Genomic DNA, 25,831 nt, shown 5'->3' with positions numbered 1-25,831 from the left:
CGCGGACCGAAATGATTACGGTCCGGACGTACTGGAGGGCGACACGCATGCGCCTTGGCCTTTATCTCAACCTCTACGGCGACACGACGGAGCGCTCCTCACTCAAAGACGCCGTCGAGCAGGCGCGGCTGGCCGAGCAGGCCGGATTCTCCTGGGTCGTCCTCGGCGAACGGCACCTGCACCGGCCCGGCTACCACGAGATCCTCACCTCGCTGACCTGGCTGGCCGCGCACACCGAGCGGATCGGCCTCGCCACCGCCGGGATCGTCGCGCCGCTCTACCAGCCGGTCGTGCTCGCCGAGACGCTCGCGCACCTCGACGTGCTGTCCGGCGGGCGGCTGACCGCCGGGTTCGTGCTCGGCTACCGGCCCGAGGAGTTCGCGCTCTACGGTGTCGGGCCGGCCGAGCGGGTGGCCCGGTTCGAGGAGTGCCTGACCCTGCTCTCCCGGCTGTGGACGGAGGACGAGGTCACCTTCGACGGCCGCTTCACCCAGGTGCGGGAGGCGTTCCTGTCGCCCCGTCCCGTCCAGGACCCGAGGCCCCGGCTCTGGAACGGCTGCCGGGTGCCGGCCGCGCTGGAGCGGACGGCGCGGATGTGCGACGGGTGGACGACCTCGTTCAACGAGCTCGACGCCGACCTGCCCGGCAAGATCGCCGCCTACCGCGGCTTCCCGCGCGGCGCGGGCACGCTCGGCGCCGAGGTCATCGTGTGCCGCGAGGGCTACGCCGCACCGTCCTCGCAGCGGGCCCGGACCGCGCTGGAGGCCCCGCTGCGCGGGCTCTACGACGCCTACGGCGGCTGGAAGCGCACCTCCGCCGACGCCGGCCGGTACGCGCAGGGCTGGGACGAGATCGTCGCGCGCGGCGTCATCGGCTCGCCCGCGCAGTGCGCCGACCGCCTCGCCCGGTATGAGGCGATGGGCGCCGACGGCGTCGTCCTGCGGGTCCAGCCGCCCGGGATGCCGCAGGCCGACGCGCTCCGCGCGATCGAGGCGTTCGGCGAGCTGAACTCCGGCTGACCCGCCGGCGCCGGGCACCGCGCGTCCCCCGCCGCTCAGGCCGCGCGGGACGCGCGGAACGCCCGCCGGACCTTGGCCGCGGCGGTCGCGATGTCGGCGAGCGCGCCGTCATCGGCCATCAGCAGGTTCTGCCGCAGCCAGACCACCGAGTCCTCCGCCGCCTCGGCCACCGGGCAGGACACCGCGCCGGTGTGCGGGCGCAGGGCGGTCTCACGCGACAGCGACCGGTACCCGGCGTCCAGCGGGACGCCCTCCGCCTCCATCGCGGCCAGGAAGTCGGCCTTGGGCCGGCCGCCGAACTCCCGCGCGTCGTACCGCACCAGGCCGAGGTGCCGGGTGTGCCGGGTGGTGCCGTCCGGACCGGGCAGCAGGGTCAGCCCGCCGACGCCCGCGAGCTCCCCGGCCAGCAGCCCGGCGGCGCGCTCGCGCGCGGCGATCTGCGCGTCCAGCAGGTCGAGCTGCGGCAGCAGCAGCGCCGCCTGGAACTCGGTCATCCGCAGGTTCCAGCCGATCTCCGGATGCTCGTACCAGCCGCCCGCCAGCCGCCGCCCCACGTTGTGCAGCGACCACAGCCGCTCGTACGCCGCCGGATCGGAGGTCACCACGATCCCGCCCTCGCCCGCCGTCATCGCCTTGCTCGACTGGAAGCTGAAGCAGGCGGCGTCGCCGAGCGTCCCGGCGGGCCGGCCGCGCCAGGACGCGCCGTGCGCCTGCGCGGCGTCCTCGACGATCGCGACGCCGTGCGCCCGCGCCAGCTCCTCCAGCGGCTCGGGCGGCACCGGCGCCCCGGCCAGGTGCACCGGCATGACCGCCTTGGTGCGGGGGCCGATCAGCCGGGCGACCGCGTCCGGGTCCAGGTGCAGGGTGCCGGGGGTCACGTCGGCGAGCACCGGCCGCGCGCCCGCGAGCACCACCGCCGTCGCGCTCGCCACGAACGTGTACGCGGGGATGATCACCTCGTCGCCGGGCCCGGTGCCGAGCGCGCGCAGCGCGAGGAACAGCGCGACGGTCCCGTTCACCGTGCAGACCCCGTGCCGGGCGCCGGTGGACGCGGCGAACGCCGCCGCGAACGCGCCGACCCGGGTGCCGCCGGTGGCGCCCCACTCCCCGCCGTCCAGCACCTCCAGCAGCGCCGCGCGCTGCGCGGGTGTCGCGGGCGGCGGCCAGGCGGGCCAGCCCGCGGTCCGGACCGGGGTGCCGCCATCGAGCGCGAGCGTCATCGGGTTCCCTTCAGAAGCCGGGTCATGGTGCCGAACAGGAGCAGGTCGCGGTCGGCGGGGGCGATCGGCGCGAGCACGACCCGGCCGAGCCCGACCCGCAGGTCCAGGAAGAGCGCGTCCGAGCCGAACACCATGCGGTCCGCGCCCGCGGTCGCGACCAGCCGGGCGAGGTGCCGGGCGGTCATCCGCGATCCGCAGATCTCCAGCACCACGTTCGGGCACCGGTCCGCCACCCGCGCCGCCGCGTCGAAGCCGGCCGGCCACAGCCCGGCGTGTCCCATCAGCAGCGGGACGCCGGGGTGCCGTGCCGCGACCGTCGCGAACCGCTCCGGGTCCGACCACGCCGACCCGTGCTCGCCGTGGGAGAGCACGAGCCGGCCGCGGTCCGCGGCGAGCGCGAAGGCCGGCGCGTAGGCCGGGCCGTCCAGCGGGTACTGGTGCGTGTCGGGGTGGAGCTTCACCCCGATCACCGCGGGCTCGTCCAGCAGCTCGGCCAGCCGTGCCGGGGCCTGCCGGTCGTGCGGATCGTAGACGGCGTAGCCGAGCAGCCTGCCGGGACGGCGCGCGAGCTCGGCGAGCAGCAGGGCGTTGCCGGCGCGGGCGTCCGGGCCGACGCCCAGCAGGTGCGAGACGCACATCGTGGCGACCCCGGCGCGGTCCATCACCGACAGCAGTCCCGCGGTGGACGGGTCGGGGATGGCGAAGTTGAACCAGGAGCCGAGATGGCCGTGCGCGTCGATGACGCGCCCCCGCCACGCGTCGCCGCCGTCCACTGCGCCGCCTTCCACCGCGCCGCCTTCCGTCGTGTCGCCGTCCGTCATGCCGTCCACTCCTCGTCCGCGAGGCCGAGCAGGGCGCGGGCGTTGCCGCCCGCGATCAGGTCGACGTCGGCCTCGGGCAGGTCCAGCAGGTCGAGCTGGAACCGCGGGCCCGCGTCATCGCTCACCGGTGCGCCCGTCCCGAACAGCACCCGGTGCGGCCCGTACCGGCGGGCCAGCCACTCGACGGACAGGTGACCGCTCAGGGTGGCGGTGTCGACGCCGATCCGGGGATGGGCGTCCATCAGGTCGGCCAGCTCGCGCAGGCTCCGGTAGCCGGTGTTGATCAGCACGATGGGGAGCCGGGGCAGCCGCGCCGCGAGCCGGTGGACGTCCGCGGCCGGCGCCGACTCCCAGCCGAGCAGCACGCCGCCGCCCCGGTCGGCGACCTCGCCCGCGAGGGCCAGCCCGTGCGGGCCGGCCAGCGCGAAGCGGTGCTCGGCCGGGCACAGCCGGACCAGCCGGCCGGTGCCGGCGCCGGTGCCGAGCGGCCCCGGCACCAGCACCGGCACGTGGACGAGGCGTCCGGCGTCCGCCGTCCCGGCCGGTTGGGCATCCCCGTGTGAGGAGGCGCCGTGTTGGGAGGTGCCGTGTTGGGAGGCACCGTGTTCGGAAGCGCCGTGCGCGGAGACGGGGTCGTAGTACAGCGCGAGCGCGTGGACGGCGCACGCCCGGTCGATCCGCAGCCGGTCCAGCTCGGCGATCAGACCGGGCGCGTCCGCGCTCGGCACCTCGCCGGTCGGGATCGGTCCGAGGATCCGGTTGACGTCGATGACGGTCCGCACGCCGGTCAGCCCTTGAGCCCGGTCATCGCGATGCTGTCGGTGAGGTACCGCTGGAGCAGCCCGAAGATCAGCAGGCTGGGCAGCACGGTGATGGACGCGCCGGCCATGATCTGGTTGATCGGGACGTTCTCGCTCTGGAGCGTGGCGAGCCCGACCGTCAGCGTCTGCATCTCGCCGGACTGGCCGATCACCAGCGGCCACAGGAAGTCGTTCCAGTGCCACAGGAAGACGAACACGCCCAGCGTGGCGAGCGCGGGCCGGATCAGCGGCAGCACGATCGTGACGAAGATCCGCCACTCGGACGCGCCGTCCAGCTCCGCCGCCTCGAACAGCTCGTCCGGGAGCTGCACGATGAACTGCCGCATCAGGAAGATCGCCTGTGCGTTGGCGAGGGTCGGGACGATCATCCCCCAGTAGGTGTCCACCCCGCCGAGCTTGGACACCAGGATGTAGGACGGGATCAGCGTCGCCTGGAACGGCACCATCAGCGTCGCCAGCAGGGCCCAGAACAGCGCGTCGCGGCCCGGGAAGCGCTTCTTGGCGAAGGCGTAGCCCGCCATCGAGGCGAACAGCAGGATCAGCACCACCGAGAGGAGCGAGAAGACCAGCGAGTTCAGCGTCCACCGCGGCAGGTCCGAGCTGGACAGCACGTGCTGGAAGTTCTCCAGCGTGAACCGGGTCGGCGTGAACGCGTCCGGGAAGGTGCGCCCGCCCGCCGGGGCGAACGCGACCAGCACCATCGCCGCGAACGGGACGACGGTCACCAGCGCGGTGAGCACCAGCAGGACCGGCAGGGTGAGCCGGCCCGCCCGGGGCCGCCGCGCCCGCGCCCCGCCCGGGGCCTTCGCGGATCTCGCGGGTTTCGCGGGGGGCCTGCGCGCGGCGGACTTTCCGGTGAGGGAGGCCACGGGTCAGTCCTCCCTTCCGACGAATCGACGTTGGATCAGCGACACGACCAGGACGATCGCGAACAGCACCAGCCCGATCGCGCTGGCGTAGCCGAAGTCGAAGAACTTGAAGCCCGAGTCGTAGAGCATGTAGACGAGCGAGTAGCTGGCCCGCACCGGCCCGCCGCCGGTCATCACGTACATCGCGTCGAAGACCTGGAACGACTGGATGGTCTCGATCACCAGCACGAAGAACAGCACCGGCCGCAGCATCGGCAGCGTGATGTGCCGGAACCGCTGCCAGGCCCCGGCGCCGTCGATCATCGCCGCCTCGGTGTAGGAGCGCGGGATGTTCTGGAGCCCGGCGAGCAGGATCAGCATCGAGTAGCCGAACCCTTTCCACGCCGCGGTCACCGCGATCGAGGGCAGCACCAGCCCGGCCCGGCCGAGGAAGTCGGTCGGGCCGACCGAGACCAGCCCGAGCAGCCCGTTGGCCAGGCCGTCCTCCGCGTCGTAGATCCACTTCCAGATCACCGCGGCCAGCACGATGCTGGTCACGTAGGGGAGGAAGAACACGCCGCGGAAGAAGCCCCGTCCCCACACCACCCGGTGCAGCACCATCGCGGTGCCGAGCGACAGCAGCACTGTCAGCGGCACGTACAGCACGACGTAGAGCAGCGTCACGGTCAGGCTGTCGAGGAAGAGGTCGTCCCCGGCGAGCCGGGTGTAGTTGTCGATCCCGACGAACGTCCAGTCGCCGTTCAGCCGGTAGTCGGTCAGGGACAGGAAGAACGCGCCGAGCGTCGGCCCGAACCGGAAGAGGACGAACAGGATGATCATGGGGGCGGCGAAGAGCAGCCCCGCGCGCGCCTGCCTGCCCATCCGCCGCCGGGAGCGCGGGTGCGTCCCGGACGCCCGGCCGGGCACGGGGGGCGCCGCGGCCTCCGGAGCCGGGGCGGGCGCGGGGGGCGCCGCGGTCTCCGGAGCCGGGCCGGGCGCGGCCTTCGCGGGCCTGGCGAGTCGGCCGTCCACGCCGGTCAGCGCTGCCTGGCCAGCAGGTCGGCGGACTGCTCGGCCGCCTCGTCGAGCGCCTCCTTGGGCGTCTTCTTACCGGTCAGCGCCGCCTGGATCTCGGTGCGCAGCAGCGCCATCACCTGCCGGGCGGACGCGTTGGTGTCGCCCGGGTAGGTGTACTGGAGCGCGTCCGCGAACTGCTGCGCGGCCGGGTCGGTCGCCGAGGTCTTCACGTCGGTGCGCGGTGACATGAACCCCGTCGCGGTGCTCAGGCCGGTGATCTGCTTGGGGCTGGTCATGAACCGGAGGAACTTCTCGGCGGCCTTGCCGTTCTTGGCGCGGGCGTTGACGGCCAGCCCGCCCGGCATGCCGAACGCGACCTGCTTGCGCGGGCCCTTGAGCGGCGCGCCGACGATGACGTTCTCCTTGCCCCAGGTCTTGGCGGCCAGCGCCGCGTCGGCGGGGACGCTGGTGAACGCCGCCGCGACCTCCTGCTTCCCGAGCGCCTGGTCGGTGATCACGTTCTTGTTGGTGAGCGCGCTCCGGGGGACCGCGCCCTGCTTGTAGAGGTCGGTCAGGAAGGTCAGCGCCTCCAGCCCCTCGGGGCCGTTGAAGGCGACCTTCTTGCCGTCGGGGGAGAACACCGTCCCGCCGGCCTGCCACAGCAGCGGGTAGAAGTTCATGTTGAGGGACGCCTCGGGCGAGGCCGAGTAGTCGAGCGTGGCGTAGCCGGCCTTCTTCAGCTTGGGCGCGGCGGCCTTGATCTCGTCCCAAGTCTGCGGCGGGTCCTTGACACCGGCCTTGTCCAGCAGCTTCTTGTTGAACATCATGCTGGTCACGGTGTGGTAGATCGGCACCCCGTAGAGCTTGCCGTCGCTGCTCAGCGCGGCGAGCGCGGTGGGCAGGAAGGCGCTCTTGTCGCCGCCCAGCCCTCCGTCGACCGGGGCGAGCGTCCGGTTCGCGGCGTACGAGGGGATCTGGTCGGGCTGGAGCAGCACGACGTCCGGTCCCTTGCCCCCGGTCAGCGCGGTGGCGACCTTCTGGTCCCGGCCGTCCCACGGCTGGAGTTCGATCTTGAGGTCGACGCCGGCCTCGGCGGCCTCGAAGTCCTTCTCGATCTGCTTCCAGTAGGCACTGCTGGCCTGCTGGTCGGGGATCACCGGGTACATCCAGACGGTGAGGCCCTTGCCGGAGTCCCCACCGCCCCCGCAGGCGGAGGCGGTGAGCGCGGTGGCCGCCGCGAGGAGCGAGATCGACGTGGTGAACCTGCTGGCACGGATCTTCATCGGGCCCCTTAAATGGGAGTGACAGGGGGGTGAAAGGTGGGCGCCCATAACGGTCTAGGCCGAAAGTAGCTTCGGGGGAAATTGACTGTCAACGCTGCCTTTCGGCACGGATCGGTGTCAGAGCCGGAGGTCGAAGAGCTCGGCCGCGTTGCGCCAGGCCACGCGCTCGGCCGCCGCGCCGGTCAGGCCCGCCGCCGCGACCGCGCCGAACGCCGACGCGGGGTCGATGAGCGTCGCGTCGGTCCCGAACAGCAGCCGGGCCGGATCGACCGCGGCGGCCACCTCGGCGAACCGGCCCGCCGGCGCGTGCGACCAGCAGGGCTCCAGGTACAGCCGGTCGCAGCCGCGGGCGGCCTCGATCGCGTGCTGGTGCCCGTCCGCCCCCATGTGCCCGGCGATCACCCGCAGGCCGGGCAGGTCCGCGCACAGCGCGGCGAGGTCGAGCACCGAGGTCCCCCAGGTGTGCACCAGCGCCGGGCACCCGAACGAGGCCACCATCGCGAGCGCGTCCCGGGTCTGCGGCGAGGTCACCGGCGAGCCGGTGTAGTCGGTGTGGAGCTTCACGCCCACGAACCGTCCGGTGGGCAGGTACTCGGCCAGGTCGCGCTCGGCCTCGGCGAGCCTGCGCGGGTTCACCGTCACGTACCCGTACAGCCGGTCGTTCCCCTCCAGCGCCGCCGCGAGCGCCCGGTTGCCGCGCGGCGCGTCGTAGATGACCGCCTCGGACGAGGACACCACGGCCAGGTCGATGCCGTACCGGTCCATGACCGCCAGGTTGGCCCCGGCCACGTCCATGGTGAAGAACCAGGGGCCCAGGTGGGCGTGCACGTCGATGATCACGATGCCTCCAGGAGACGGCGCGCGTTGCCGCCGGCGACGGCGGCCCGGTCGGCGGGGCCGAGCCCGCTGGTGGCCAGGCGGAGCAGCGGGACGAGGGGCTCGGCGTGCGGCGTCCGCGAGCCGAACACCAGCCGGTCCGCGCCGATCGCGGACGCGGCGGTCTCCAGCGCGTCGGGCGAGTTGAGCAGCCGGGTGGAGGTGTGGAACCCCGGTTCGCCCGCCGCCGCGACCAGGAAGTCGCCGAGGTGGTAGAAGTGCGTGTCCAGGAAGACCACCCGGGCGCCGAGGCCGCTGAACGGCGCCCAGAACCGGCGCACGTCGCCGCCGGTGAGGACGGTCAGCCCGAGCGCGGCGGCCCGCCTGGCGACATGCCTGACCGCGGGGAACCCGGCCTCGACCTTCTGCTCGTCCGGGAACAGCCGGACCGCCCGCACCGAGGCCGCCGCCAGCCGCTCCATCTCCGCGGCGGCGCCGATCGGGTCGCGCAGGTCGAGCGCGCCGACCGGCAGCATCGAGGCCGCGCCGCCTCCGCCGTCCCCGCCGTTCGCGCCCCCGCCCCCGCCTCCGCCGTTCCCGCCTTCCGGTTCCTTCGCCTGTGCGAGCACCTCGTCGTTTCCCGAGGTCATGTCATAGAGCGCGCCGCGCAGGCTCGCCACCGCGCCGGTCGCGATCCGGTGCCCGGCCAGGGCGGCGAGCACCGCGCCCGGGGTGCCGTCCGGACCGTCCCGGTCCGGGAATGTGCCGATCAGGACGTCGAGGTCGAGGGTCACCTCGAGATCGCCCAGCCTTTGTTCCGCATCGAATGCCGTCACCGAACCGCCTCCGTCTGGAATATCGGTCGTGACCATAATCGGCCGTTCCCCATATATCAAGGCGCTTTAGGCATTGACTGGCCCGTCATTCCTCATTACGGTCCAGCCCTAAAGTCGATACTTAGGAGGTCCGGCATGCCCCCCAGCCGACCCGTGCGCGCCGCCCTCGTCGCCGCCGTCCTGGCCCTGGCCCTGGTCCCGCCCGCACCGGCGGGCGCGGCCCCCGTGCCCGGCGCGCCCGGGGACGCAAAGGGGGCAGCGGGGACGGGACCGTGCGCGGCGCCCGGCTACCGGACCTTCGGGACGGCGTCCGAGACCGGAGCGATCGTGGGCGCCACCGAGTACGACGGCCACGCCTACGTCGTCACCCGGGGGCTGAAGCCGCCGGTGCTGGCCGAGATCGACCTGGCCACCCGGAAGGTCGTCCGCCAGGTGCCGCTCCCGGACGCCCCGGCGGCGGGCGCGGCGGAGGGCGGGTGGGCCACCACCGTCGCCGCCGGCAAGATCTACGTCGGCACCTACCCGGTGCCCGACCTCTACCGGTTCGACCCGGCGACGGGCGAGGCCGAGCACCTGGCGTCGTTCGGCCGCGAGGGCGGTTTCATCTGGAGCCTCGCCACCGCGCCGGACGGCACGGTCTACGCCGGCACCTACCCGGACGGCAAGGTGCACGAGTATGTCCCGTCGACCGGCGCGGTGCGCGACTTCGGGGTCCTGGCGGCGGGCGAGCGGTACGTGCACGCCGTCGCCGCGGACGCGACCACCGTGTACGCCGGGCTGCTCGACAAGGCCAAGCTGGTCGCGATCAGTCGGGCGGACGGGACCGTCCGCGAGTTGGCGGCCGGCGGCGCCGGGTTCGGCACCGTGGCCGAGCACGGCGACCGGGTGCTCGGCGCCAGCGGGTCCACGCTCTACGACGCCCGCAAGGACGGCGGCGACCTGCGCACCGTCGACCTCGGCGAGATCAGCCTGGACGCCATCGCCTTCGCCGCCGACGGCACCGCGTACCTGTCGTCCAGGCCGAAGGGCACCGTCTACCGCTACCGGACCGGCGACACCGCGCTGACCGAGGTCGGCACCCCGCGGACCGGCGAGGAGACGCGCGCCCTCGTCTTGGACGGCGGCACGCTGCGCGGCTACTCCGGCAGCGGGGGCATGTGGACGATGGACCTGGCGTCCCGCGAGAGCGTCTACACCGACCTGATCGAGGCGGGCCTGAAGCCCGGCTCCGAACGGCCGCAGTCGATCCTGCGCGACCAGAAGGGCCGGGTGTACGTCGGCGGCCACTACTCGGTGACCAGGCATGATCCGGCCACCGGCGCCCGGCACCGGTTCTGGGTGCCGGGCGAGCCCAAGGCCATGGTGGCGCGCGGCGGCAAGCTGTACGCGGCGATCTACCCGAGCGGGCAGATCATCGAGATCGACCCGAGGACGGACGCGATCCGCAGCCTCGGCTACCTCGGGCACGGCCAGCAGCGGCCCTGGGACCTGGAGTACGACCCGCGGACCGACAAGCTGCTGGTCGCCTCGGCGCCGCTCGGCGCGCACCTGGAGGGCGCGCTGTCGGTGGTCGATCCCGACACCGGCGACACGCAGGTGTACGAGGGCGTCATCCCCGAGCAGAGCCTGATGAGCCTGTCGCTCGACTCCGCGGCGGGCGTGGTCTACCTCGGCGGGGACGTGCTGGGGGGCGGCGGCACCCCGCCGACGAAGACCTCCGCGTCCGTCGCCGCGTTCGACCTCGGGACGCGCACGGTCCGGTGGACCGTCGACCCGGTCCCCGGCCACCGCACCTTCCAGGACGTCAAGGCGCACGGCGGTGTGCTGTACGGCGTCTACAAGCGGGACGCGAGCTGGTTCGCGATGGACCTGGCCACCCGCCGGATCACCCACCAGGGGCCGCTGACCGGGTACGGCGAGCTGACCGTCCACCGCGGCAGGGTGTTCGCCTCCACCTTCTTCGGCGGCGGGAACGTCCATGTGCTCGGCACCGAGGCCGAGCCGGTCGCGACCGGGCTCGGCGACGAGTGGTACACCGACCCGCAGCTCGCCTTCGAGCCCGGCTCCTGGGACGCGTGGGCGCTGGTGGGCCGCGAGCTGGCGAAGATCAGGCTGGACCCGCGCTGCCCCACCCTGACCATCCCGTCCGCGTGAGGCCCGCTGCGTGAGGCCCGCCGCGTGAGGCCCGCCGCGGCGCGCCGTCCCCGCGGGGAGCGGTGCGCCGCGGCGGCGCGCGTCAGCCGGAGATCGCGATGCGCACCAGGTTGCGCGCCCGCACCCCGTACAGCGCCCGGTGGGACGGGTCGAGCGCGAGCTTGGGCTCGCCGCCGAACCACTCGCCGGCCAGCCCCTCGGCGATCGCGGTGACCCGCAGCGTCCTCAGCTCGATCTTGTACACGGCCTTCCCGTCGGTGGTGTAGGCGGCCCGCCCGGCGATGTGCAGGTCGCCGCAGCGGGCCGCCACCTTCACGGTCCGGGTGACCTCGCGCTTGGACAGGTCGTACTCGAACAGCATCCCGTTGTCGGTCACCCCGTACACGGCGTGCTCGGTGTGCGCGAGACCCGGGACGACCTTCGCGCCCGGTACCGGCTCCACCTGCCACAGCAGCCTGCGCCGGCGCAGGTCGTAGGCGGCCAGCCGCGCGGTGGTGGTGACCGGCGGCAGACCGAGGCCCTCCTGGACGTTGGTGCCGAGGTAGGCGACGCCGCCGCGGCAGGTCACCCCGTACAGGCTCTGCCGGTCGACCACCGGCCGGTGCGTCTCGTACGCCTTGGTGCGCGGGTCGTACAGGGAGAGCGCGCCGTTGGTCTGGCCCGGCTCGGGCTGCGTGGACATCACGATGTAGCCGGTCGTCCGGTCGTGGTCGAGGTCGCGCGGGCGGTCCTGCTGGTTCCCGGTGCGGGCGAGCAACTCGGCCCCGGTGCCGCCCGCGTGGTGCGCGTACAGCAGCGCCTGGGTGTAGACGCCCAGGTAGGTGGTGTCCCGCACGGTCAGCGCGGCCTTGGGCTCGCCGGGGACGCTCAGCCGGGTGCGGGTGCCCGCCGCCAGGTCGTGGACGTCCGCGCCGCCCTTGCCGCCGACGTAGACGCGGGCGCCGTCGGAGTGCACCGACATCGGCTGCTCGGCGGCGGCCTTGTAGCCGCGCTTCACCAGGTCGGTGTAGGTGAGGGAGCCGTCCGCCGGGTCGTAGCGGAAGACCGCGCCGTCCTGGACGCCGTACACGCGCCCCTCGTGGGCGAGCAGCCGGTGCGAGGCCGCCTCGGGGTAGGGCACGCCGAGCTTCTCGACCGTCCCGCCGTCGAGCGCGCACCGGTACAGCGCGCCGGACGGGCGGCCGGTGAAGTAGACGTACCCGTCGTGGACGAGCACGGTCGGCACGTACTTCTCGCCCGTCGTGAGCACCCGGGCCCCGGCCGGGGCGGACGTGTCGAGCAGGAGCACCTCGCCGCTGGAGGAGATCCCGCCCGCCAGGTGCGTGCCGGACACGCTCAGGCTCGCCACGAAGTCGCGGCCCGCGAGCGAGGCGGGCAGCAGGTCGCGCTTGGCGCCGGTCGCCCGGTCGATCGCGATGAGGTGGGCCTTCGCGCCGATCCCCGCGTACACCGTGGTCTCGTCCGCGGCGATGCTGCGGACGTAGGCCTCGCCCTCGACGATCACGCCGAGGTCGCGGTCCGTGCCGGTCGCCGGGTCGTGCTCGACCACCCGGCCCGGCTCGGAGATCGCGAGGAGGACCTTGCCGTCGGGGGACGCCGCGACGTTCCAGATGTAGGGGTAGGGGTAGTCGCCCACCTTGGTCGCGGTGCCGGTGAGCGTGTCGAGCCGGTACAGGTCGGACGTGCCGTGGGTGCCCACGTACACGTCGGTGCCGACCTTGCACATCGCCCACACGCCGATGCCGGTGGGGATGTCGACATGGCCGGTCACGGTGTCCTTGGCCAGGTCGTAGGCGCCGACGACGTTGGGCGAGAGGCCGCGCGTCCCGGTGTAGAGGACGCCGCCCACGAACTCCCCGTTGCCGAGCGGGGTGGAGACGCTGGCGGGACCGAGGTCGGTGATCGCGCCCTCGCGCTCCCCGGCGCCGGTCCCGGCCCCGGTCGTGGACGCGGGGGAGGAGGCACGGGCGGGGACGGCGGACAGGAGGGGGAGCCCGCTCGCCGCGGCGGCGGTCTGGAGGAATCGGCGGCGCTGGATCATGAGGGGTGCCTTTCGGTCGAGACCGGAAGTGATCGCCCCCGCAGCGTAGCGATCATTCTTCTTCCGGTCAGGACCCTAAATCGACGCCGTTCGGTCAGCCCGGGAGCAGGTCCCGGGCCCACAGCGCGGCGCCGAGGCGGCCCGCGTCCTGGCCGTGCCGGGCGCGGACCAGCCGGGGCGGCCGGTGGAAGGTCAGCCGCCGCCGCACGCTGTCCCGCAGCGGGTCCATCAGCAGCGCGCCCGCCTCGGACAGCCCCCCGGCGATGACGATCACCTCGGGGCCGAGCAGCGCGGTCGCCGCGACGAGCGCGGCGGCCAGGTGCTCGACCGCGTCGGCCCAGACGGCGGCGGCGTCCGGGTCGCCCTCGGCGGCCAGCGCCGCGACCGTCGCCGCGGTCGCCTCCCGTCCGGTCCGGCGGGTGAACCTGCGCCCGATCGCCGCCGCCGACGCCACCGCCTCCAGGCACCCCGTCGCGCCGCACACGCAGGGCTCGTCGGCGCCGCCGGCCGCGCCGCCGACGGGGATGTGGCCGAGTTCGCCCGCGTAGCCGCCGGCGACGCAGAGCCGCCCGTCGATCACTACGGCCGCGGAGAGCCCGGTGCCGATGGGGACGATGAGCGCGTCGCGGGCCCCCCGGGCGGCGCCGAGCACGAGCTCGGCCGTCCCGCCGGCGCGGACGTCGTGCCCCACCCGGACCGGGAGCCCGGTCCGGGCGGCGAGCCGCTCGCGGAACGGGACGTCGCGCCAGCCGATGTTCTCCGACCAGATCGCGGTGCCGGTGTCGTCGTCGACGATGCCGGGCACCGCGACCCCGATCGCCGCCGCGCCGTCCCCGCCGGCCTCGGCGAGCAGCGCGTCGACGGCCGCGTGCACGGCCTCGACCGCGTCCTCGCCCTTCGGGGTGGGGCGGCGCAGCGAGGACAGGTACCGGAGGTCCTCGGTGAGGACGGCGCCCTTCATCGACGTCCCGCCCACGTCGAGCGCGACGAGCCGCCGCCCGCCCGGTATCGGGGGCGGCTTCCGCGGGGGAGAGGGAGGGGAGCCGTGGTTCATATGCGGACCTCGTAGTTCGGACGGGATGTTTGTCATATACCGGTATTGTTTCGCAGGTAGGAGGAGGAATGCCGAGACAGGTCGACCATGACGAACGGCGCCGGCTGATCGGCGAGGCCGTGCTGCGGGTCGCCGCGGAGCGCGGCCTCGAGGCGGCGAGCATGCGCGAGGTCGCCACCGAGGCGGGGGTTTCGGTCGGTCTCGTCCAACATTATTTTGCGAGCAAGGACGCACTGGTGCTGTTCGCCACCGGACTGCTGCGCGAACGGTTCGAACGCCGGGTCGCGAGCGCCGCGGCACCGTCCACGCAGTTCGACGGGATCCGCGCCGTCCTGCTCGCGTTCCTGCCGCTCGACGGGGCGGGACGCCTCGAGGCGCTGTCGGGCATGGCGGTCTTCATCCGCGCCCTGAACGATCCCGGGCTCGCGGGCCGCTACCGGTACGGGCGCGAGCGGATCGTCGCGGCAGTGACCGAGCGGCTCGACGCCGCGGTCGCCGCGGGAGAGGCCCGCGAGGACCTCGACACCGAGCTGGAGGCGCACGCCCTCCTCGCCGTCGTGGGCGGGCTCGTCCCCGACCTGCTCTTCGGCCACCTCTCGTCCGAACGGGCCCTGCGCATCGTCGACCATCGACTCGGCGCCCTGTCGGCCGGACCGGATGTGTCGATGGCGGCGCGATGAGCGCGAAGCCGAACGGCGGCGTGGGCTTTTCACTCCGGACCGATTTCTGTGCCTTGACCGAAGGGGCCGGTTCGGTTCACTCTTGCGCCCGTGCCCGCGCAGTCCGACGCGATATCTGGAGAGCCGATGGAGCAAGCATTCCGCCCGATCGTCCTCGACCCGGCCGGTGGCGACATCCACGCCGAGGCCGCGACCCTCAAGGCGCGGGGGACCCTGACCCGGGTGGAGCTGCCCGACGGCGTGGCGGCGTGGGCGGTGACGAGCCAGCAGGCGCTGCGCCGGCTGCTGACCGATCCCCGGGTGTCCAAGGATCCGCGGCACTGGCCCGAGTTCGTCAACGGGAAGATCTCCGAGGGCTGGTCGCTGTACCTCTGGGTGGCGGTGAAGAACATGTTCACCGCCTACGGCTCCGACCACCGGCGGCTGCGCTCGCTGGTGTCCCAGGCGTTCACGCCGCGCCGCGTCGCCGAGATGCGCCCGCAGATCGAGGAGATCACCACCGAGCTGCTCGACGCGCTGGCCGAGGCGCCCGGGGGCCGGGCCGACCTGCGCGAGGGGTTCGCCTACCCGCTGCCGATCGAGGTGATCTGCCGCCTGCTCGGCGTGCTGGACGAGACCCGCCCGAGGCTGCGCCGGGCCGTCGACGGCATCTTCAGCACCGACCAGACCCCGGAGGAGGTGCAGGCCACCCAGGTCGAGATCTACACGATCCTGACCGAGCTCGTCGCGGCCAAGCGCGAGGCTCCCGGCGACGACCTGGCCAGCGCGCTCGTGTCCGCCCGCGGCGACGACGGCTCGCGGCTCGACGAGGCCGAGCTGGTCGACACGCTGCTCCTGATGATCTCGGCGGGCCACGAGACGACCGTCAACCTCCTCGACCACGCCGTGACGGCCATGCTCACCCACCCCGAGCAGCTCGATCTCGTCCGCTCGGGAGGGGCGTCCTGGAACGACGTGATCGAGGAGACGCTCCGCTGGCAGGCGCCGGTCGCCAACCTGCCGCTGCGGTACGCGGTGGAGGACATCGACGTCGACGGCGTGACCATCGCCAAGGGCGAGGCGATCCTGGCCGCCTACGCCGCCGCCGGACGCGACGCGTCCGTGCACGAGGACGCCGACAGCTTCGACATCACCCGGCCCGGCAAGGACCACTTGGCGTTCGGCCACGGGGTGCACTTCTGCCTGGGCGCCCCCCTCGCGCGGCTGGAGGCCGAGGTCGCCCTCCCGGCCCTCTTCGACCGCTTCCCCACGGCCGCCCTCGACGTCGACCCGGCCGGGCTCCGGCCGGTCGGATCGTTCATCTCCAACGGGCACCAGGCGCTCCCCGTCACGCTGACCGCGGACTGACCGCCCGTCGCCCGGGTGAGGGCGGGTTTGTCGGGGCGCTTCAGTACGGTGTGGCCGCATGAGCGATCAACTTTCCCCTCCCGTGCTGCCGGACGAGGACACCCTGGTGATCCCGTCGGTGTGGCGGCGGCGCCTGCACCCGCGGCGCGGCGGGGTTTTCGTGCCGAAGGTCAGGCTCGCCGCCGGGGCGGGCGAGACGCTGCGCGCACTGTCGGAAGAGGTCCGCGACGACGCCGTCCGCTTCGCCGCGCACCCCGGCAGCGACCCCGGGCTGGCCGAGGGCACCCGCGCCCACCTCGGCGGCGACGCCGACGCGCGGGGCGCGGCGGTGGTCGCGGCCCTGGCGGTCAAACGCGCCCGGAGCCACACCGCCGACTGCCACATCCGGTTCGTGGACGGCTGGACCGCCGTCCACGGCCTGGCGTTCGCCGCGTGCGCGTTCACCGAGCTCTGCGACCTGGACGGCACGAAGCCCCGACCGCCGGACGAGGCGCAGGTGGACCCGTACCGGGTGCCGGACGCCGCCCGCCGTCTCAGGACGATCCTGTCGGCCGCGCCCGAGGACGAGTTCCAGGCGGCCGTCCAGGCGCTCGCCGGGCACCGGGGGACGGCGACCAAGCGGCTCCTCACCGCGTACCTGGTACCGACCAGGACCGACTGGGTGGACGAGTACCGCGCTGGAACGCCGCTCAAGGACTACGGCCACGAGGGGTCGCTGCTGCTGTGCGCGCTCGGGTCGGCCGAGCAGTTCGCCGAGGTCGTCCCGATGACGGGTCTCGGCTATGCCCCCGATCTCCTCGCCACCCTGCTCGAGGGCGTCGGCCCGGCCATCGCGCCGTCCGTGGCGGCGTCGCTCGACCTCCCCTACCTCGAGAGCCGGCTGCGGGCGGCGCTCCTCGAAGTGCTCGTCGCGCTGCCCACCGACGAGGCGTTCGGGCTGCTGCTGGAACGCGCGGACCAGCCGGCCATCCGGGCCGCCGTGCTGGAGGCGATGGAGCGCTACCCGGTGCGGGCGCTCCGCGTCCTCGCGCGGGCCGAGGGCGACACCGCCGCCGAGCTCCTGAAGGAGCACCTGGCCGTCTCCGCGGAGCTCGTCGCGGCCGTCCTCGCCGACCTTCCGGCGGACGTGCGGGAGGTGATCGCCCGCGTCGCGGACGCGTCCGGACGGGTCGCCGAGGCGCCGCCGGAGGCGCTGCCCCGCGTGCTGGTCGACCCGCCGTGGACCCGCGAGCAGCCGGAGCCGGTCGTCATCAAGGGGCTGGTCCCGCCCGCCGGGACGGTCATGGCGTGGCGGCCGGGGGAGCGGGAGGAATGGCTGGACGAGCGGCTCCGCTTCGACCAGCGGGTGTGGAAGGGCGGCGACGGCCGGGAGAGGAGCTACGTACTGTCCGACCTGATCGCCGCCCACCGGTCCGGTTCACTCGATGAGGGCGAGCGGCTCAAACTCTTCGTCGGCGCCCCCGAGGACAGGGTCCGGCCCTGGCTGGCGGACTGGAAGGCCGAGTTCGGAGAGCTCGCCGGTTACTCGTACCACGCTGACCACGTCCTCAAGTCGCTGAAGTTCCTCGCCGCCCGCCACGAGCTCGACGCGTGGCCCGCCCTGCTGCGCATCGCCCGGTCGGACGTGGCGCGAGCGGGCGAGGTGCTGTCCCCGTACTGCGACGCCGAGGCGGCCAGGCTGATGGCCGACCGGCTCCTGCGGGTCGGGTCCGCACGGGAGGCGGCCTCCGCCTGGCTGACCCGGCACGCGGTGCGCGCCGCGGCGATGCTCGTCCCGGACGCGTTCGGCAAGGGCGCCGCGCGCCGGTCGGCCGCACTGGGGGCGCTGCACCACCTGGCCGCGGGGATCGGCGCCGCCGAGGTCGTCGCGGCGGTCCGGGAGGCGCACGGCGACGAGGCGGCGGAGGCCGTCGCGGCGCTGCTGGCGTCCGACCCGCAGGACCTCGTCCCGCGCAAGGTGCCCGAGGTCGGGGAGTTCGCCAACCCGGCCGTGCTCCCGCAGGTGCTGCTGCGCGACGGCGGGCGGGCGCTCCCGGACGGCGCGGTCCGGCACCTGGTGACCCTGCTCGCGATGTCGGGCCCGGACGCCGCCGACCCGGGGCTCGCGCCGGTCGTGGAGGTGTGCGACCCGGATTCGCTCGCCGCGTTCGGCTGGGCGCTGTTCGAGCGGTGGCGGCGGCACGGCGAGCCGTCCGGCGACGCGTGGGTCATGGTCGCGCTCGGCCGCCTCGGCGGCGACGCCGAGGCGCGCGCGCTGGCGCCGGTCATCCGGGCCTGGCCCGGCGAGAACGGCCACCACAAGGCGGTCAAGGGCCTCGACACGCTCGCGCTGATCGGCACCGACACGGCGCTGACGCAGCTCCACGGCATCGCGCAGAAGGTCAGGTTCAAGGCGCTCAAGACGCGCGCCCAGGAGAAGATCGAGCAGGTCGCCGAGGGGCTCGGCCTGACCGGTGACCAGCTCGGCGACCGGCTGCTGCCCGGCTTCGGGCTGGACGAGCGCGGCGGCATGGTCCTGGACTACGGCCCGCGCCGGTTCCTGGTCGGGTTCGACGAGCAGCTCAGGCCGTTCGTCGCCGACGAGGACGGGACGCGCCGCAAGAGCCTGCCGAAGCCGGGCGCCAAGGACGACGCCGAGCTGGCGCCCGCGGCGTACCGGCGGTTCACCGAGCTAAAGAAGGACGTCCGCGCGATCGCCTCGGCCCAGGTCCGCCGGATGGAGCTGGCGATGGTCACCGGTCGCCGCTGGTCGCCCGGGGAGTTCACCGAGTACCTCGTCGGGCACCCGCTGGCGTGGCACCTGGTCCGGCGGCTGGTGTGGGTGGCCGAGCACGAGGACGGGACGGCGACCGCGTTCCGTCCGGCCGAGGACCGCACGTTCGCCGACGTGGACGACCGGGCGTTCGCCCTGCCGGAGTCGGCGCGGATCGGCGTCGCGCATCCGCTGCACCTCGGCGATGAGCTGAAGGCGTGGGCGGAGCTGTTCGCCGACTACGAGCTCACGCAGCCGTTCCCGCAGCTCGGACGGGAGGTGCACGCGCTCACCGGCACCGAACGGGCCGGCGCCCGCCTCGAACGGTTCGAGGGGCTGAACGTGCCGTTCGGCAAGGTGCTGGGCCTGGAGAAGCGCGGCTGGCGGCGCGGCGCGCCGATGGACAACGGCACCGAGCGCTGGATCTCCCGCGAGGTCCCCGGCGGCCTGTACGTCGTGATCGCCCTGAGGCCGGGCATCCAGGTCGGCTACGTCGACATGGACCTCGAGCAGAACCTCGAGAACGTGTGGATCGCCGACCGGCCGAGCGACTTCCACCAGTGGCGGGAGAATCCGTACACGCTGGACCGGCTCGACCCGATGACGGCCTCGGAGGTCCTCGCCGACCTCGCCGACCTGGAGGAGGCCGCGACCGGCTGAGCCCCCGCCTCCTGAGGCCCCTGGTGCGTCACTCGCCGAGCGAGCGGCGCGCCACGAGGGCGGCGTTGATGAGCTGCACGTCGGTGGGACGGGCGGGATCCAGGCCGGTCAGCTCGCCGATGCGGCGGACGCGGTAGGCCACCGTGTTCGGATGGACGTGCAGGGCCGCCGCGGTCTCGCGGCGGTCCAGCTCGCAGGCCAGGTAGCACTCCAGCGTGTGCCGGAGCTCGGGCTTGCAGTCCAGCGGCGCGAGCAGCCCGGCCAGGCCCGCGAGCGCCTCGCTCGGGCGGCTGAGCTGGTAGTCGAGCAGGACGTCGGCGAGCCGGTGCAGGCCGGGCGCCCGGCCGGTGCGGTGCACCAGGTCCATGACCTCGGCGCACTGGGTGACGGCGGCGGGGATCCCGGCGGGCGCCGCGATCTCCGCCGCCGCGGTGACGACCGTGTCGGCGGCCTCGCCGGCCCGCGCGATCAGCTCGCGCAGCGCCGCCCACGAAGGGGACGCGGGGACGGGCAGCAGGGCGGTGCCGCCCGAGCTGTCCAGCGCGGTCAGCGCGGGCCCGCCCGCGAAGCGGTCCAGCACCGTCCGGACGCGGCGGACCTTGCGGCGGGCCGCGACCCTGGCCCGCGGCCCGGGGCCCTTCTCGTCCGGGTGCGGGGTGAACGCCAGCGTCATCACGACGTACCGGTCCGCGACGCGCAGGCCGGTGCGCGGCGCGACCGAGTCGACCGGCTCACCGGCGAGCAGCGCCGTCATCAGCGCCTGCCGGCCGCCGTGCTCCTGCTGGTCGAGGATCTGCCGCACCTCCAGGTAGGCGCCGCTGACGGCCGTGGTCAGCTTCCGCTGGAAGTCCATCAGGTACCCCAGCGCCTCCTGGAAGTCGGCCAGGTCGCCGGGCTCGGCGCCGGTGGCGACCTCGTCCCAGCCCATCGCCACGCCGATCTGGTATGCGGTGAGGATCGCGTCCAGCGGGACGCCCTCCTCCGCACGCTGGGCCGCGGAGTCGCGCTGCCGGGCGAGCTCGCCGTCCCCGGCGGGGCGGCGCCGCTCCAGGATGTCGGCGAACTGCCGCAGGCTGTGCTGGACGACCCCGGCGATGTCGCCGACGACCTCCTCCGGGGGGAGCTCGGCGTAGACCGGCAGCTCGGCCAGCAGCCGCTCGACCACGCGGCGGGTGAGGTCCGGGGCACGGGCGCGCAGGTGGCCCGCGATGGGCCGTCCGGCCACGCGCAGCGGGGGTGCCGCCGCCGGTTCCCCGCCTTTGTCGTCCGACACAACGGCTCCCGGGAAAGTCTGCTTTTCAGGCCAATTGCACGTTTTCTCCCAAGATTGCATGATCGCGGCGACGTCGTCCACGACAGCCGGGAGAGGCACCGTGATCCCTTCGTACACCCCGACGAAGCGCCGCCTGATCAAAGGCGCCCTGAGCACGTTCGCCCTCGCCGGCCTGACCGTCGCGACGGCCGCCCCCGCGGTCGCGGCGGCGCCGTCCGGGAACACCGGGCAGGCGGGCGTGTACGTCGCGCTCGGCGACTCGATGGCCTCGGGCCCGCTGATCCCCGACATCACCGGCCCGATCGGCTGCGGGCGCTCCACGCACAACTACGCGCACGAGCTGAAGGCCCGCATCGACCCCGCCGCCTTCCGCGACGTCACCTGTAGCGGGGCGTCGACCAAGCACATGACCGAGTCGCAGGACACCAGCGTCCTCGGCCAGTCGACCGGCATCGTACCGCCGCAGTTCGACGCGCTCAGCGCCGACACCACGCTGGTCACCATGACCATCGGCGGCAACGACACCGGCCTCGTCGGCGTCGCGCAGGACTGCGTCCGCGTCGACCCCACCGCCAAGCCCTGCAAGGACGACTACACCGAGGGCGGCGTCGACAAGGTCGCCGAGCGGGTCAAGGAGTTCGAGCCCAAGCTGTCGGCCGTCCTGGACGGCATCCGCCAGCGCTCGCCCAACGCGCGCGTGGTGCTCACCGGCTACGGCCTGTACATCAAGCCGGGCGGCTGCTGGCCCACCCAGCCCGTCCTCCCGGTCGACGCCGACTACCTCCAGGCGAGCGTCAACCTGATGAACGGCGTCATCGAGCGGCAGGCTGCCGCGCACGGCGCCACCTACGTCGACCTCGTCGGGCCCAGCCAGGGCCACGACACGTGCCAGTCGTCCTCGAAGCGCTGGATCGAGGGCTACGTGCCGACCAACCTCGCCGCGCCCCTCCACCCGAACCGGAGCGGCGAGGAGAACTACGCCCGCATCATCGGCGACCGCATCGGGGCCTGAGATGAGACTTCCGCACTCCCGGACGGGAGCGGTGGCCGCCGCCGCCCTGGCGGTCGGCGTCGCGGTGCCGTCCGCGGCGCCGGCGGCGTTCGCGGCCACCTGGACCCGCACGTCCGACTACTCGCGGTGGACGGGCGTCACCGCCCTCGAGCGCGGGCAGGGCATCGCGACCGACGGCGCCAGCTTCTACTACTCGGGCACGTGGAGCCTGGCGAAGACCACCATCGACGGCGACCGCCAGCTCACGTCGAGCGCCGCCGCGATCCCCGGCGCCCTCAGCGGCACCTACAAGTCCGACCACATCGGCGACATCGACTACCACGACGGCCTGGTCGTCGCCCCGCTCGAAGACGGCGGCAACGACTACAAGAATCCGCTGATCGCGCTCTACAGCGCGGACGACCTGTCCTACACGGGCCGGTACGTGCGGCTGCCGCTCGCGCCGCTGCCCGGCGGTGTGCCCTGGGTGGCGGTGGACGCCTCCGCCGGGCTCGTCTACACCGCCGCCTGGGACCAGGACGCCGCGCAGGGCACCGACCGGCTGGTGGCGTTCAGCCTGGACGCGCTGCTCACCGCGCCCGCCGGGACCGAGCTGCCGGTGGTGAAGACGGTGAAGCTGTCCCGGCCGCTCAGCCGGATCCAGGGCGCGGCGATGTCGGGGGGCCTGCTGTGGGCCTCGGTCGACATCACCGGCGACAAGTCGGTGTACTCGATCGACCCGGCGTCCGGCGCGGTCTCCTGGCAGTTCCACCAGGACGTCGAGCCGGACGACGAGGTCGAGGGCATCGCGGCCGTCGACCTCGGGCCGGCCGGCGGGCGGCTGCACGTCCTGAACGTGGGGTCCGGCTGGAAGAAGATCTTCCTGTACCTCCAGCACTACAGCAGCACCGGCTGAGATCGCGATTCCCCCGGAAACCGTCCGTACCGCGTGATAGTCCTTCCGGGTCGGAATCCATGATCAACGAGGATCGGCCGGTTCATCCATGACGACGATCAAGAGGGCCGGGCGCGCGGCGGCGCGCCTGGCGGGCGACCCGCCGGACTGGCTCGTCCGGCTCCGGGCCGATCCGGGCGCGGCGGCGCTCGGGATCGCCTGGCCGGACGAGTCCGCCCTGCGCGAGGAGGCCGAGCGCGAGGAAGAGCACGTCAGCGACGGCATCATGCACACCGATGCGACGATCGGGCACGTCCGGGAGCACCGCCCGCACATGCTGCGCGTCGCGTCCGGCCCCGGGTACGCGGGCACGAACGGCTTCGAGTACGAGGCGGCCTGGTTCGTCGACACCCGCGAACCGGACGGGCTGCTCCTGGCCCCATCGGCCTCCTACCCGACGTTCCTGTGGATCCCGGCGGGCACCACGGTCGACGGGATGCGCGGCGCCCTCGGCGGCCTGTTCCCCACGCCGAGGCCCACCCGGGTCACCCTCCCGAAGACCGCCCGCGGATTCCTGGGATACGCCCACCAGATCGGCGTGCCCAACGTCTACGACGGCACGTTCGGCCCCATCGACGGCCTCGAGCTCGACCGCTACTACACGATGAACACCTTCACCGAGGTGCAGTCGTGGGGGAGCGCGATCCTCGACGACCCGTCCCCCGACGAGGCGCTTTCGCCGCTCCAGGCGATGGCGCGGTTCAGGGAGTGCCGCGAGCAGAGCCCCGGAGTGCCGTCGATGACGTGGCGCACTTCGGCGTCCGGGTCGTACGTGAGCATCGAGGCGCACATGGGCCGGATCTTCGTGGCCGAGGCGCGCTACCGGCCCAATCCCAACCCGGAGGTGATCGAGCGGATGAACGCCGAGTTCGGCTCGGCGTTCCCCACCGACCTCCCGGTGGACGTGGTGGGCGCGCTCATCGGCTTCGACTTCCAGACCCTGGAGGTCTGGGAGCGGGAGCTGGCGGTGGAGGAGGACCCCGGGCACGTGCTCGGGAAGATGGAGATCGCGGTCGCCCTCGCGCACGGCGACCTCGACGCCGCCGAACGGCTCCGGCCGCACTTCGCGCACCGCGACCCGGGCGTCCGGGCGCCGCTGATGACGTTCGCGCTGAACTACAACCTGGAGTTCCTCCTGGAGGAGCTCCTGCTCACCGAGCCCGACGAGCAGATGGCCGAGCAGGTCCACCGGATCCTCGACAGAGGGACCGGCGACGCGCACCGCGACCTCTTCGAGGAAGGCGCGGACTGGGGCGACGAGGACGAGGACGAGGACGGCGACGATGAGTGAGCCGAGGGAAGGGACGCTGCCCGCCGGTACCCCCTCCGCGCGCGTGCACGAGCACGCCGCCGCCGAGGGCTGGACCCTCGCGGCGGACGTGCCGCGCACCGTCGGCGGCCCCCGCTACTGGAGCTGGCAGGTCGGAGAGGGGGACGGGGACGGGTACGTGACGTTGATCGAGGACCACCGCACCGGCCTCCGCCTCGTGGAGGCCGAACCGGAGGCGTTCGCCGAACGGCTCGCCGGCGAGCTGGGCCTGGAGACCCTGGAGGCCCTCCTCGAGCGGGCCCGCACCGCGTCCGCCGCACTGGACCGGATGCGCGCCGTGCAGGCGCTGGCGTTCCGGCAGTTCGGCCTGGCCCGGAAAGCCGCCGTGGGGGCGCCCGAAGACCCTGACCACCCCGGTTGCGCGCTGCTGGCCGACGACGTCCGCCTGCTGGAGGTGTTCGAACGCGCCCTCGACGACCCGGCGCGCGGCGTGCGCCGGGCGGGCGTGGACGGCCTCGTGAACAGCCTGTGGACGGGCTCCCTGGAGATCCTGCGCCGCCGCCGCGACGACCTCCCCGAGTTCGAGGAGTTCATCGACGGACGGCTGAACGGCGAGTTCCCCCGGCTCGAGAAGAAGCCGGCCTGACCGCCGCTCTCTTTCCGGGGCACTGCACAGGCGTCAGGCGCCGAGGGCCTGGAGCAGCGCCGGGTAGGCGCGGTGCAGCTCGCGCTGCCAGTACGGCCAGTCGTGCTGCCCGTCGTAGAAGTCCGTGGTCACCGGGATGCCCAGCGCCTCCAGCCGCCCGGCGAACGCGCGGGCCTGGCCGCCGGCGGCGGCCTCCACCGGGTCGGTGAAGGGCAGCCGGCCGAGCGGCCCGCGCTCGCCGTTGCCGGCGGCCACCCACAGCCGCACGCCGCGCAGCCGTCCGGCCAGGTCGTACGGGTTGTGCGCGTGCCAGACCGCGGCCTGGTCGTCGGGGTCGCCCCAGACCCGCCGCCAGTCGGTGCCGGGGCACGAGAACGACGGCCCCCAGCCCGTCGAATCGTCCCCCGGCCGGTGGCCGTCCAGGGTGTGCAGGTAGCCGCTGAACGACGCCGCGGCCCGGAACGCCCCGGGGAACCGCGCCGCGTACAGCATCGCGCCGAGGCCGCCCATGGAGTTGCCGGCGATCACCTGCTCCGTCCCAGCTCGGTAGCCGCGCTCCAGGATCTGCCGCAGCTCGGTCATGTGGAAGCTCTCCCAGCCGGGCGGCCCGCCCCGCCCGTAGTTCCACCAGTCGGAGTAGTTGCCGCACGAGCCGCCGTTCGGCATGACGACCAGGACGCCCGAGCGGGCGGTGAGCCGTTCGACGTCGGTGTCGCGCGTCCAGGCGGTGTAGTCGTCGACGCCGCCGTGCAGCAGCCACAGCACGGGCCAGGTGCGGGCGGCGTCCCGCGCCCAGCCGGGCGGGAGCAGCAGCCGCACCTTCTGCCGCCCGCCCATGGCCGGCGACTGGACCGTCAGGTCCAGCGCGCGCGGCCCGGCGGCCGTCTCGGCGACGACCGCGGCCCCGTCCGCGGCCACCCTCGGACGGGCGGACGCGGGCGCGGCCGCAGGGCCAGTGATGACGAGCGGGATGAGCAGGATGAGAACCCCGAACAGCGCGGCCGGGGTGGAATGACGGCCCAATGCGGGACCTTTCGCGAACGGCCGGTTAGGTGGGTCCGGCCCTCAGAAGGGGGAGCGCCGTCAGCGGCTCCGTCGAGCCCGGCGGCTGAATTGCTCCTCGGCCGGGCCGCCCGCTCGTGATGAGCCCCCGGCCGGAGTGCGCAGGCATCATGAACCGGAAAGCCCTGGTCGCGCCCATCTTCGCGGCTGCCGTGCCGTCTTGCGCCGTCCGATCCTTTGCTATCGGATATTCCCAATTATGGGCGAGTTCAATCCGAAGGAAAAAGGTCATGGATATGCGCGGGCGCCGGCAAGATATAGGCAA

21 protein-coding genes are annotated in these 25,831 nt (G+C 73.7%); 9 read left to right on the top strand and 12 right to left on the bottom strand.

Features of this window, described 5'->3' with window-relative positions; all coding sequences use genetic code 11:
* Positions 1-47 precede the first annotated feature (47 nt).
* Positions 48-1,019, top strand: a complete 972-nt coding sequence (locus tag QP090_RS24880) for an LLM class flavin-dependent oxidoreductase (RefSeq protein ID WP_285941795.1) — start codon at positions 48-50, stop codon at positions 1,017-1,019.
* 35 nt (positions 1,020-1,054) lie between these two features.
* Here the strand turns inward: QP090_RS24880 and QP090_RS24875 are convergent, their stop codons facing one another.
* The 8 genes from QP090_RS24875 to QP090_RS24840 all read right to left on the bottom strand — a co-directional run bounded on the left by QP090_RS24875 (position 1,055) and on the right by QP090_RS24840 (position 8,681).
* Positions 1,055-2,239, bottom strand: a complete 1,185-nt coding sequence (locus tag QP090_RS24875) for a DegT/DnrJ/EryC1/StrS family aminotransferase (RefSeq protein ID WP_285941793.1) — start codon at positions 2,237-2,239, stop codon at positions 1,055-1,057.
* The gene (locus QP090_RS24870) at positions 2,236-3,060 is read right to left on the bottom strand and encodes an amidohydrolase family protein (RefSeq protein ID WP_285941791.1); all 825 of its coding nucleotides are present in this window, start codon (positions 3,058-3,060) and stop codon (positions 2,236-2,238) included. Before QP090_RS24870 ends, QP090_RS24875 begins: the two co-directional genes overlap by 4 nt.
* A complete protein-coding gene (locus tag QP090_RS24865; protein WP_285941790.1) occupies positions 3,057-3,842 on the bottom strand; it encodes an amidohydrolase family protein in 786 nt (261 codons plus the stop codon). Before QP090_RS24865 ends, QP090_RS24870 begins: the two co-directional genes overlap by 4 nt.
* A gap of 5 nt (positions 3,843-3,847) precedes the next feature.
* Positions 3,848-4,750, bottom strand: coding sequence for a carbohydrate ABC transporter permease (locus QP090_RS24860; protein ID WP_285941788.1), 903 nt, complete (start codon positions 4,748-4,750; stop codon positions 3,848-3,850).
* 3 nt (positions 4,751-4,753) lie between these two features.
* Positions 4,754-5,761, bottom strand: coding sequence for a carbohydrate ABC transporter permease (locus tag QP090_RS24855; protein ID WP_285941786.1), 1,008 nt, complete (start codon positions 5,759-5,761; stop codon positions 4,754-4,756).
* A 5-nt stretch (positions 5,762-5,766) separates the two neighbouring features.
* Positions 5,767-7,029, bottom strand: coding sequence for an extracellular solute-binding protein (locus tag QP090_RS24850; protein ID WP_285941784.1), 1,263 nt, complete (start codon positions 7,027-7,029; stop codon positions 5,767-5,769).
* Between the two features lie 117 nt (positions 7,030-7,146).
* Positions 7,147-7,869, bottom strand: a complete 723-nt coding sequence (locus QP090_RS24845) for an amidohydrolase family protein (RefSeq protein ID WP_285941782.1) — start codon at positions 7,867-7,869, stop codon at positions 7,147-7,149.
* A complete protein-coding gene (locus tag QP090_RS24840; protein WP_285941781.1) occupies positions 7,866-8,681 on the bottom strand; it encodes an amidohydrolase family protein in 816 nt (271 codons plus the stop codon). Before QP090_RS24840 ends, QP090_RS24845 begins: the two co-directional genes overlap by 4 nt.
* Positions 8,682-8,816: 135 nt before the next feature.
* Between QP090_RS24840 and QP090_RS24835 the strand changes: the two genes are divergently transcribed.
* Complete coding sequence (locus QP090_RS24835) at positions 8,817-10,835, top strand: hypothetical protein (protein WP_285941779.1); 2,019 nt, start codon at positions 8,817-8,819, stop codon at positions 10,833-10,835.
* A gap of 82 nt (positions 10,836-10,917) precedes the next feature.
* Here QP090_RS24835 and QP090_RS24830 read toward each other — a convergent pair whose 3' ends face one another.
* Together QP090_RS24830 and QP090_RS24825 are read right to left on the bottom strand one after the other, a co-directional pair.
* On the bottom strand, positions 10,918-12,876 hold the full coding sequence (locus tag QP090_RS24830; RefSeq protein ID WP_285941778.1) for a WD40 repeat domain-containing protein: 1,959 nt from the start codon (positions 12,874-12,876) through the stop codon (positions 10,918-10,920).
* A 94-nt stretch (positions 12,877-12,970) separates the two neighbouring features.
* Positions 12,971-13,930, bottom strand: coding sequence for an ROK family protein (locus tag QP090_RS24825; protein ID WP_285941776.1), 960 nt, complete (start codon positions 13,928-13,930; stop codon positions 12,971-12,973).
* Positions 13,931-13,998: 68 nt separating this feature from the next.
* Between QP090_RS24825 and QP090_RS24820 the strand changes: the two genes are divergently transcribed.
* From QP090_RS24820 to QP090_RS24810, 3 genes are all read left to right on the top strand, one after another.
* Positions 13,999-14,610 (top strand): TetR/AcrR family transcriptional regulator, encoded by a 612-nt coding sequence (locus QP090_RS24820; protein WP_285941775.1) that lies wholly within the window; start codon positions 13,999-14,001, stop codon positions 14,608-14,610.
* Positions 14,611-14,736: 126 nt separating this feature from the next.
* Positions 14,737-15,957 (top strand): cytochrome P450 family protein, encoded by a 1,221-nt coding sequence (locus QP090_RS24815; RefSeq protein WP_285941773.1) that lies wholly within the window; start codon positions 14,737-14,739, stop codon positions 15,955-15,957.
* Between the two features lie 58 nt (positions 15,958-16,015).
* Positions 16,016-19,369 (top strand): DUF4132 domain-containing protein, encoded by a 3,354-nt coding sequence (locus QP090_RS24810; RefSeq protein ID WP_285941771.1) that lies wholly within the window; start codon positions 16,016-16,018, stop codon positions 19,367-19,369.
* A 28-nt stretch (positions 19,370-19,397) separates the two neighbouring features.
* Here QP090_RS24810 and QP090_RS24805 read toward each other — a convergent pair whose 3' ends face one another.
* Positions 19,398-20,642: a PucR family transcriptional regulator gene (locus tag QP090_RS24805; protein ID WP_285941769.1), complete on the bottom strand. Its 1,245-nt coding sequence runs from the start codon at positions 20,640-20,642 to the stop codon at positions 19,398-19,400.
* 100 nt (positions 20,643-20,742) lie between these two features.
* Here QP090_RS24805 and QP090_RS24800 point away from each other — a divergent pair, with 100 nt between their 5' ends.
* The 4 genes from QP090_RS24800 (at position 20,743) to QP090_RS24785 (ending at position 24,504) form a co-directional block, all read left to right on the top strand.
* On the top strand, positions 20,743-21,654 hold the full coding sequence (locus tag QP090_RS24800; RefSeq protein WP_285941767.1) for an SGNH/GDSL hydrolase family protein: 912 nt from the start codon (positions 20,743-20,745) through the stop codon (positions 21,652-21,654).
* Between the two features lies 1 nt (position 21,655).
* The gene (locus QP090_RS24795) at positions 21,656-22,549 is read left to right on the top strand and encodes a hypothetical protein (RefSeq protein WP_285941764.1); all 894 of its coding nucleotides are present in this window, start codon (positions 21,656-21,658) and stop codon (positions 22,547-22,549) included.
* Between the two features lie 88 nt (positions 22,550-22,637).
* Positions 22,638-23,879 carry a hypothetical protein gene (locus QP090_RS24790; protein WP_285941762.1) on the top strand — a complete coding sequence of 414 codons (1,242 nt, stop codon included), beginning with the start codon at positions 22,638-22,640 and terminating at the stop codon, positions 23,877-23,879.
* Positions 23,872-24,504, top strand: a complete 633-nt coding sequence (locus QP090_RS24785; protein ID WP_285941759.1) for a hypothetical protein — start codon at positions 23,872-23,874, stop codon at positions 24,502-24,504. Before QP090_RS24790 ends, QP090_RS24785 begins: the two co-directional genes overlap by 8 nt.
* 33 nt (positions 24,505-24,537) lie before the next feature.
* Here QP090_RS24785 and QP090_RS24780 read toward each other — a convergent pair whose 3' ends face one another.
* Entirely contained in the window at positions 24,538-25,527 is a 990-nt protein-coding gene (locus QP090_RS24780; protein WP_285941756.1) for an alpha/beta hydrolase, read from the bottom strand.
* Positions 25,528-25,831 lie beyond the last annotated feature (304 nt).

This window comes from Actinomadura xylanilytica (assembly GCF_030283145.1).
Lineage (GTDB): Bacteria > Actinomycetota > Actinomycetes > Streptosporangiales > Streptosporangiaceae > Spirillospora > Spirillospora xylanilytica.
The sequence above is the reverse complement of the archived record's forward strand: the minus strand, read 5'-3'. Positions and strand labels throughout refer to the sequence as shown.

Bases quoted from the DNA above. Each gene is read 5' to 3' on its own strand.
- QP090_RS24810 (WP_285941771.1), top strand. From the start codon at position 16,016: ATGAGCGATCAACTTTCCCCTCCCGTGCTGCCGGACGAGGACACCCTG.
- QP090_RS24785 (WP_285941759.1), top strand. From the start codon at position 23,872: ATGAGTGAGCCGAGGGAAGGGACGCTGCCCGCCGGTACCCCCTCCGCG.
- QP090_RS24875 (WP_285941793.1), bottom strand. From the start codon at position 2,239: ATGACGCTCGCGCTCGATGGCGGCACCCCGGTCCGGACCGCGGGCTGG.
- QP090_RS24815 (WP_285941773.1), top strand. From the start codon at position 14,737: ATGGAGCAAGCATTCCGCCCGATCGTCCTCGACCCGGCCGGTGGCGAC.
- QP090_RS24830 (WP_285941778.1), bottom strand. From the start codon at position 12,876: ATGATCCAGCGCCGCCGATTCCTCCAGACCGCCGCCGCGGCGAGCGGG.
- QP090_RS24790 (WP_285941762.1), top strand. From the start codon at position 22,638: ATGACGACGATCAAGAGGGCCGGGCGCGCGGCGGCGCGCCTGGCGGGC.
- QP090_RS24835 (WP_285941779.1), top strand. From the start codon at position 8,817: ATGCCCCCCAGCCGACCCGTGCGCGCCGCCCTCGTCGCCGCCGTCCTG.
- QP090_RS24820 (WP_285941775.1), top strand. From the start codon at position 13,999: ATGCCGAGACAGGTCGACCATGACGAACGGCGCCGGCTGATCGGCGAG.
- QP090_RS24880 (WP_285941795.1), top strand. From the start codon at position 48: ATGCGCCTTGGCCTTTATCTCAACCTCTACGGCGACACGACGGAGCGC.
- QP090_RS24795 (WP_285941764.1), top strand. From the start codon at position 21,656: ATGAGACTTCCGCACTCCCGGACGGGAGCGGTGGCCGCCGCCGCCCTG.
- QP090_RS24870 (WP_285941791.1), bottom strand. From the start codon at position 3,060: ATGACGGACGGCGACACGACGGAAGGCGGCGCGGTGGAAGGCGGCGCA.
- QP090_RS24825 (WP_285941776.1), bottom strand. From the start codon at position 13,930: ATGAACCACGGCTCCCCTCCCTCTCCCCCGCGGAAGCCGCCCCCGATA.
- QP090_RS24850 (WP_285941784.1), bottom strand. From the start codon at position 7,029: ATGAAGATCCGTGCCAGCAGGTTCACCACGTCGATCTCGCTCCTCGCG.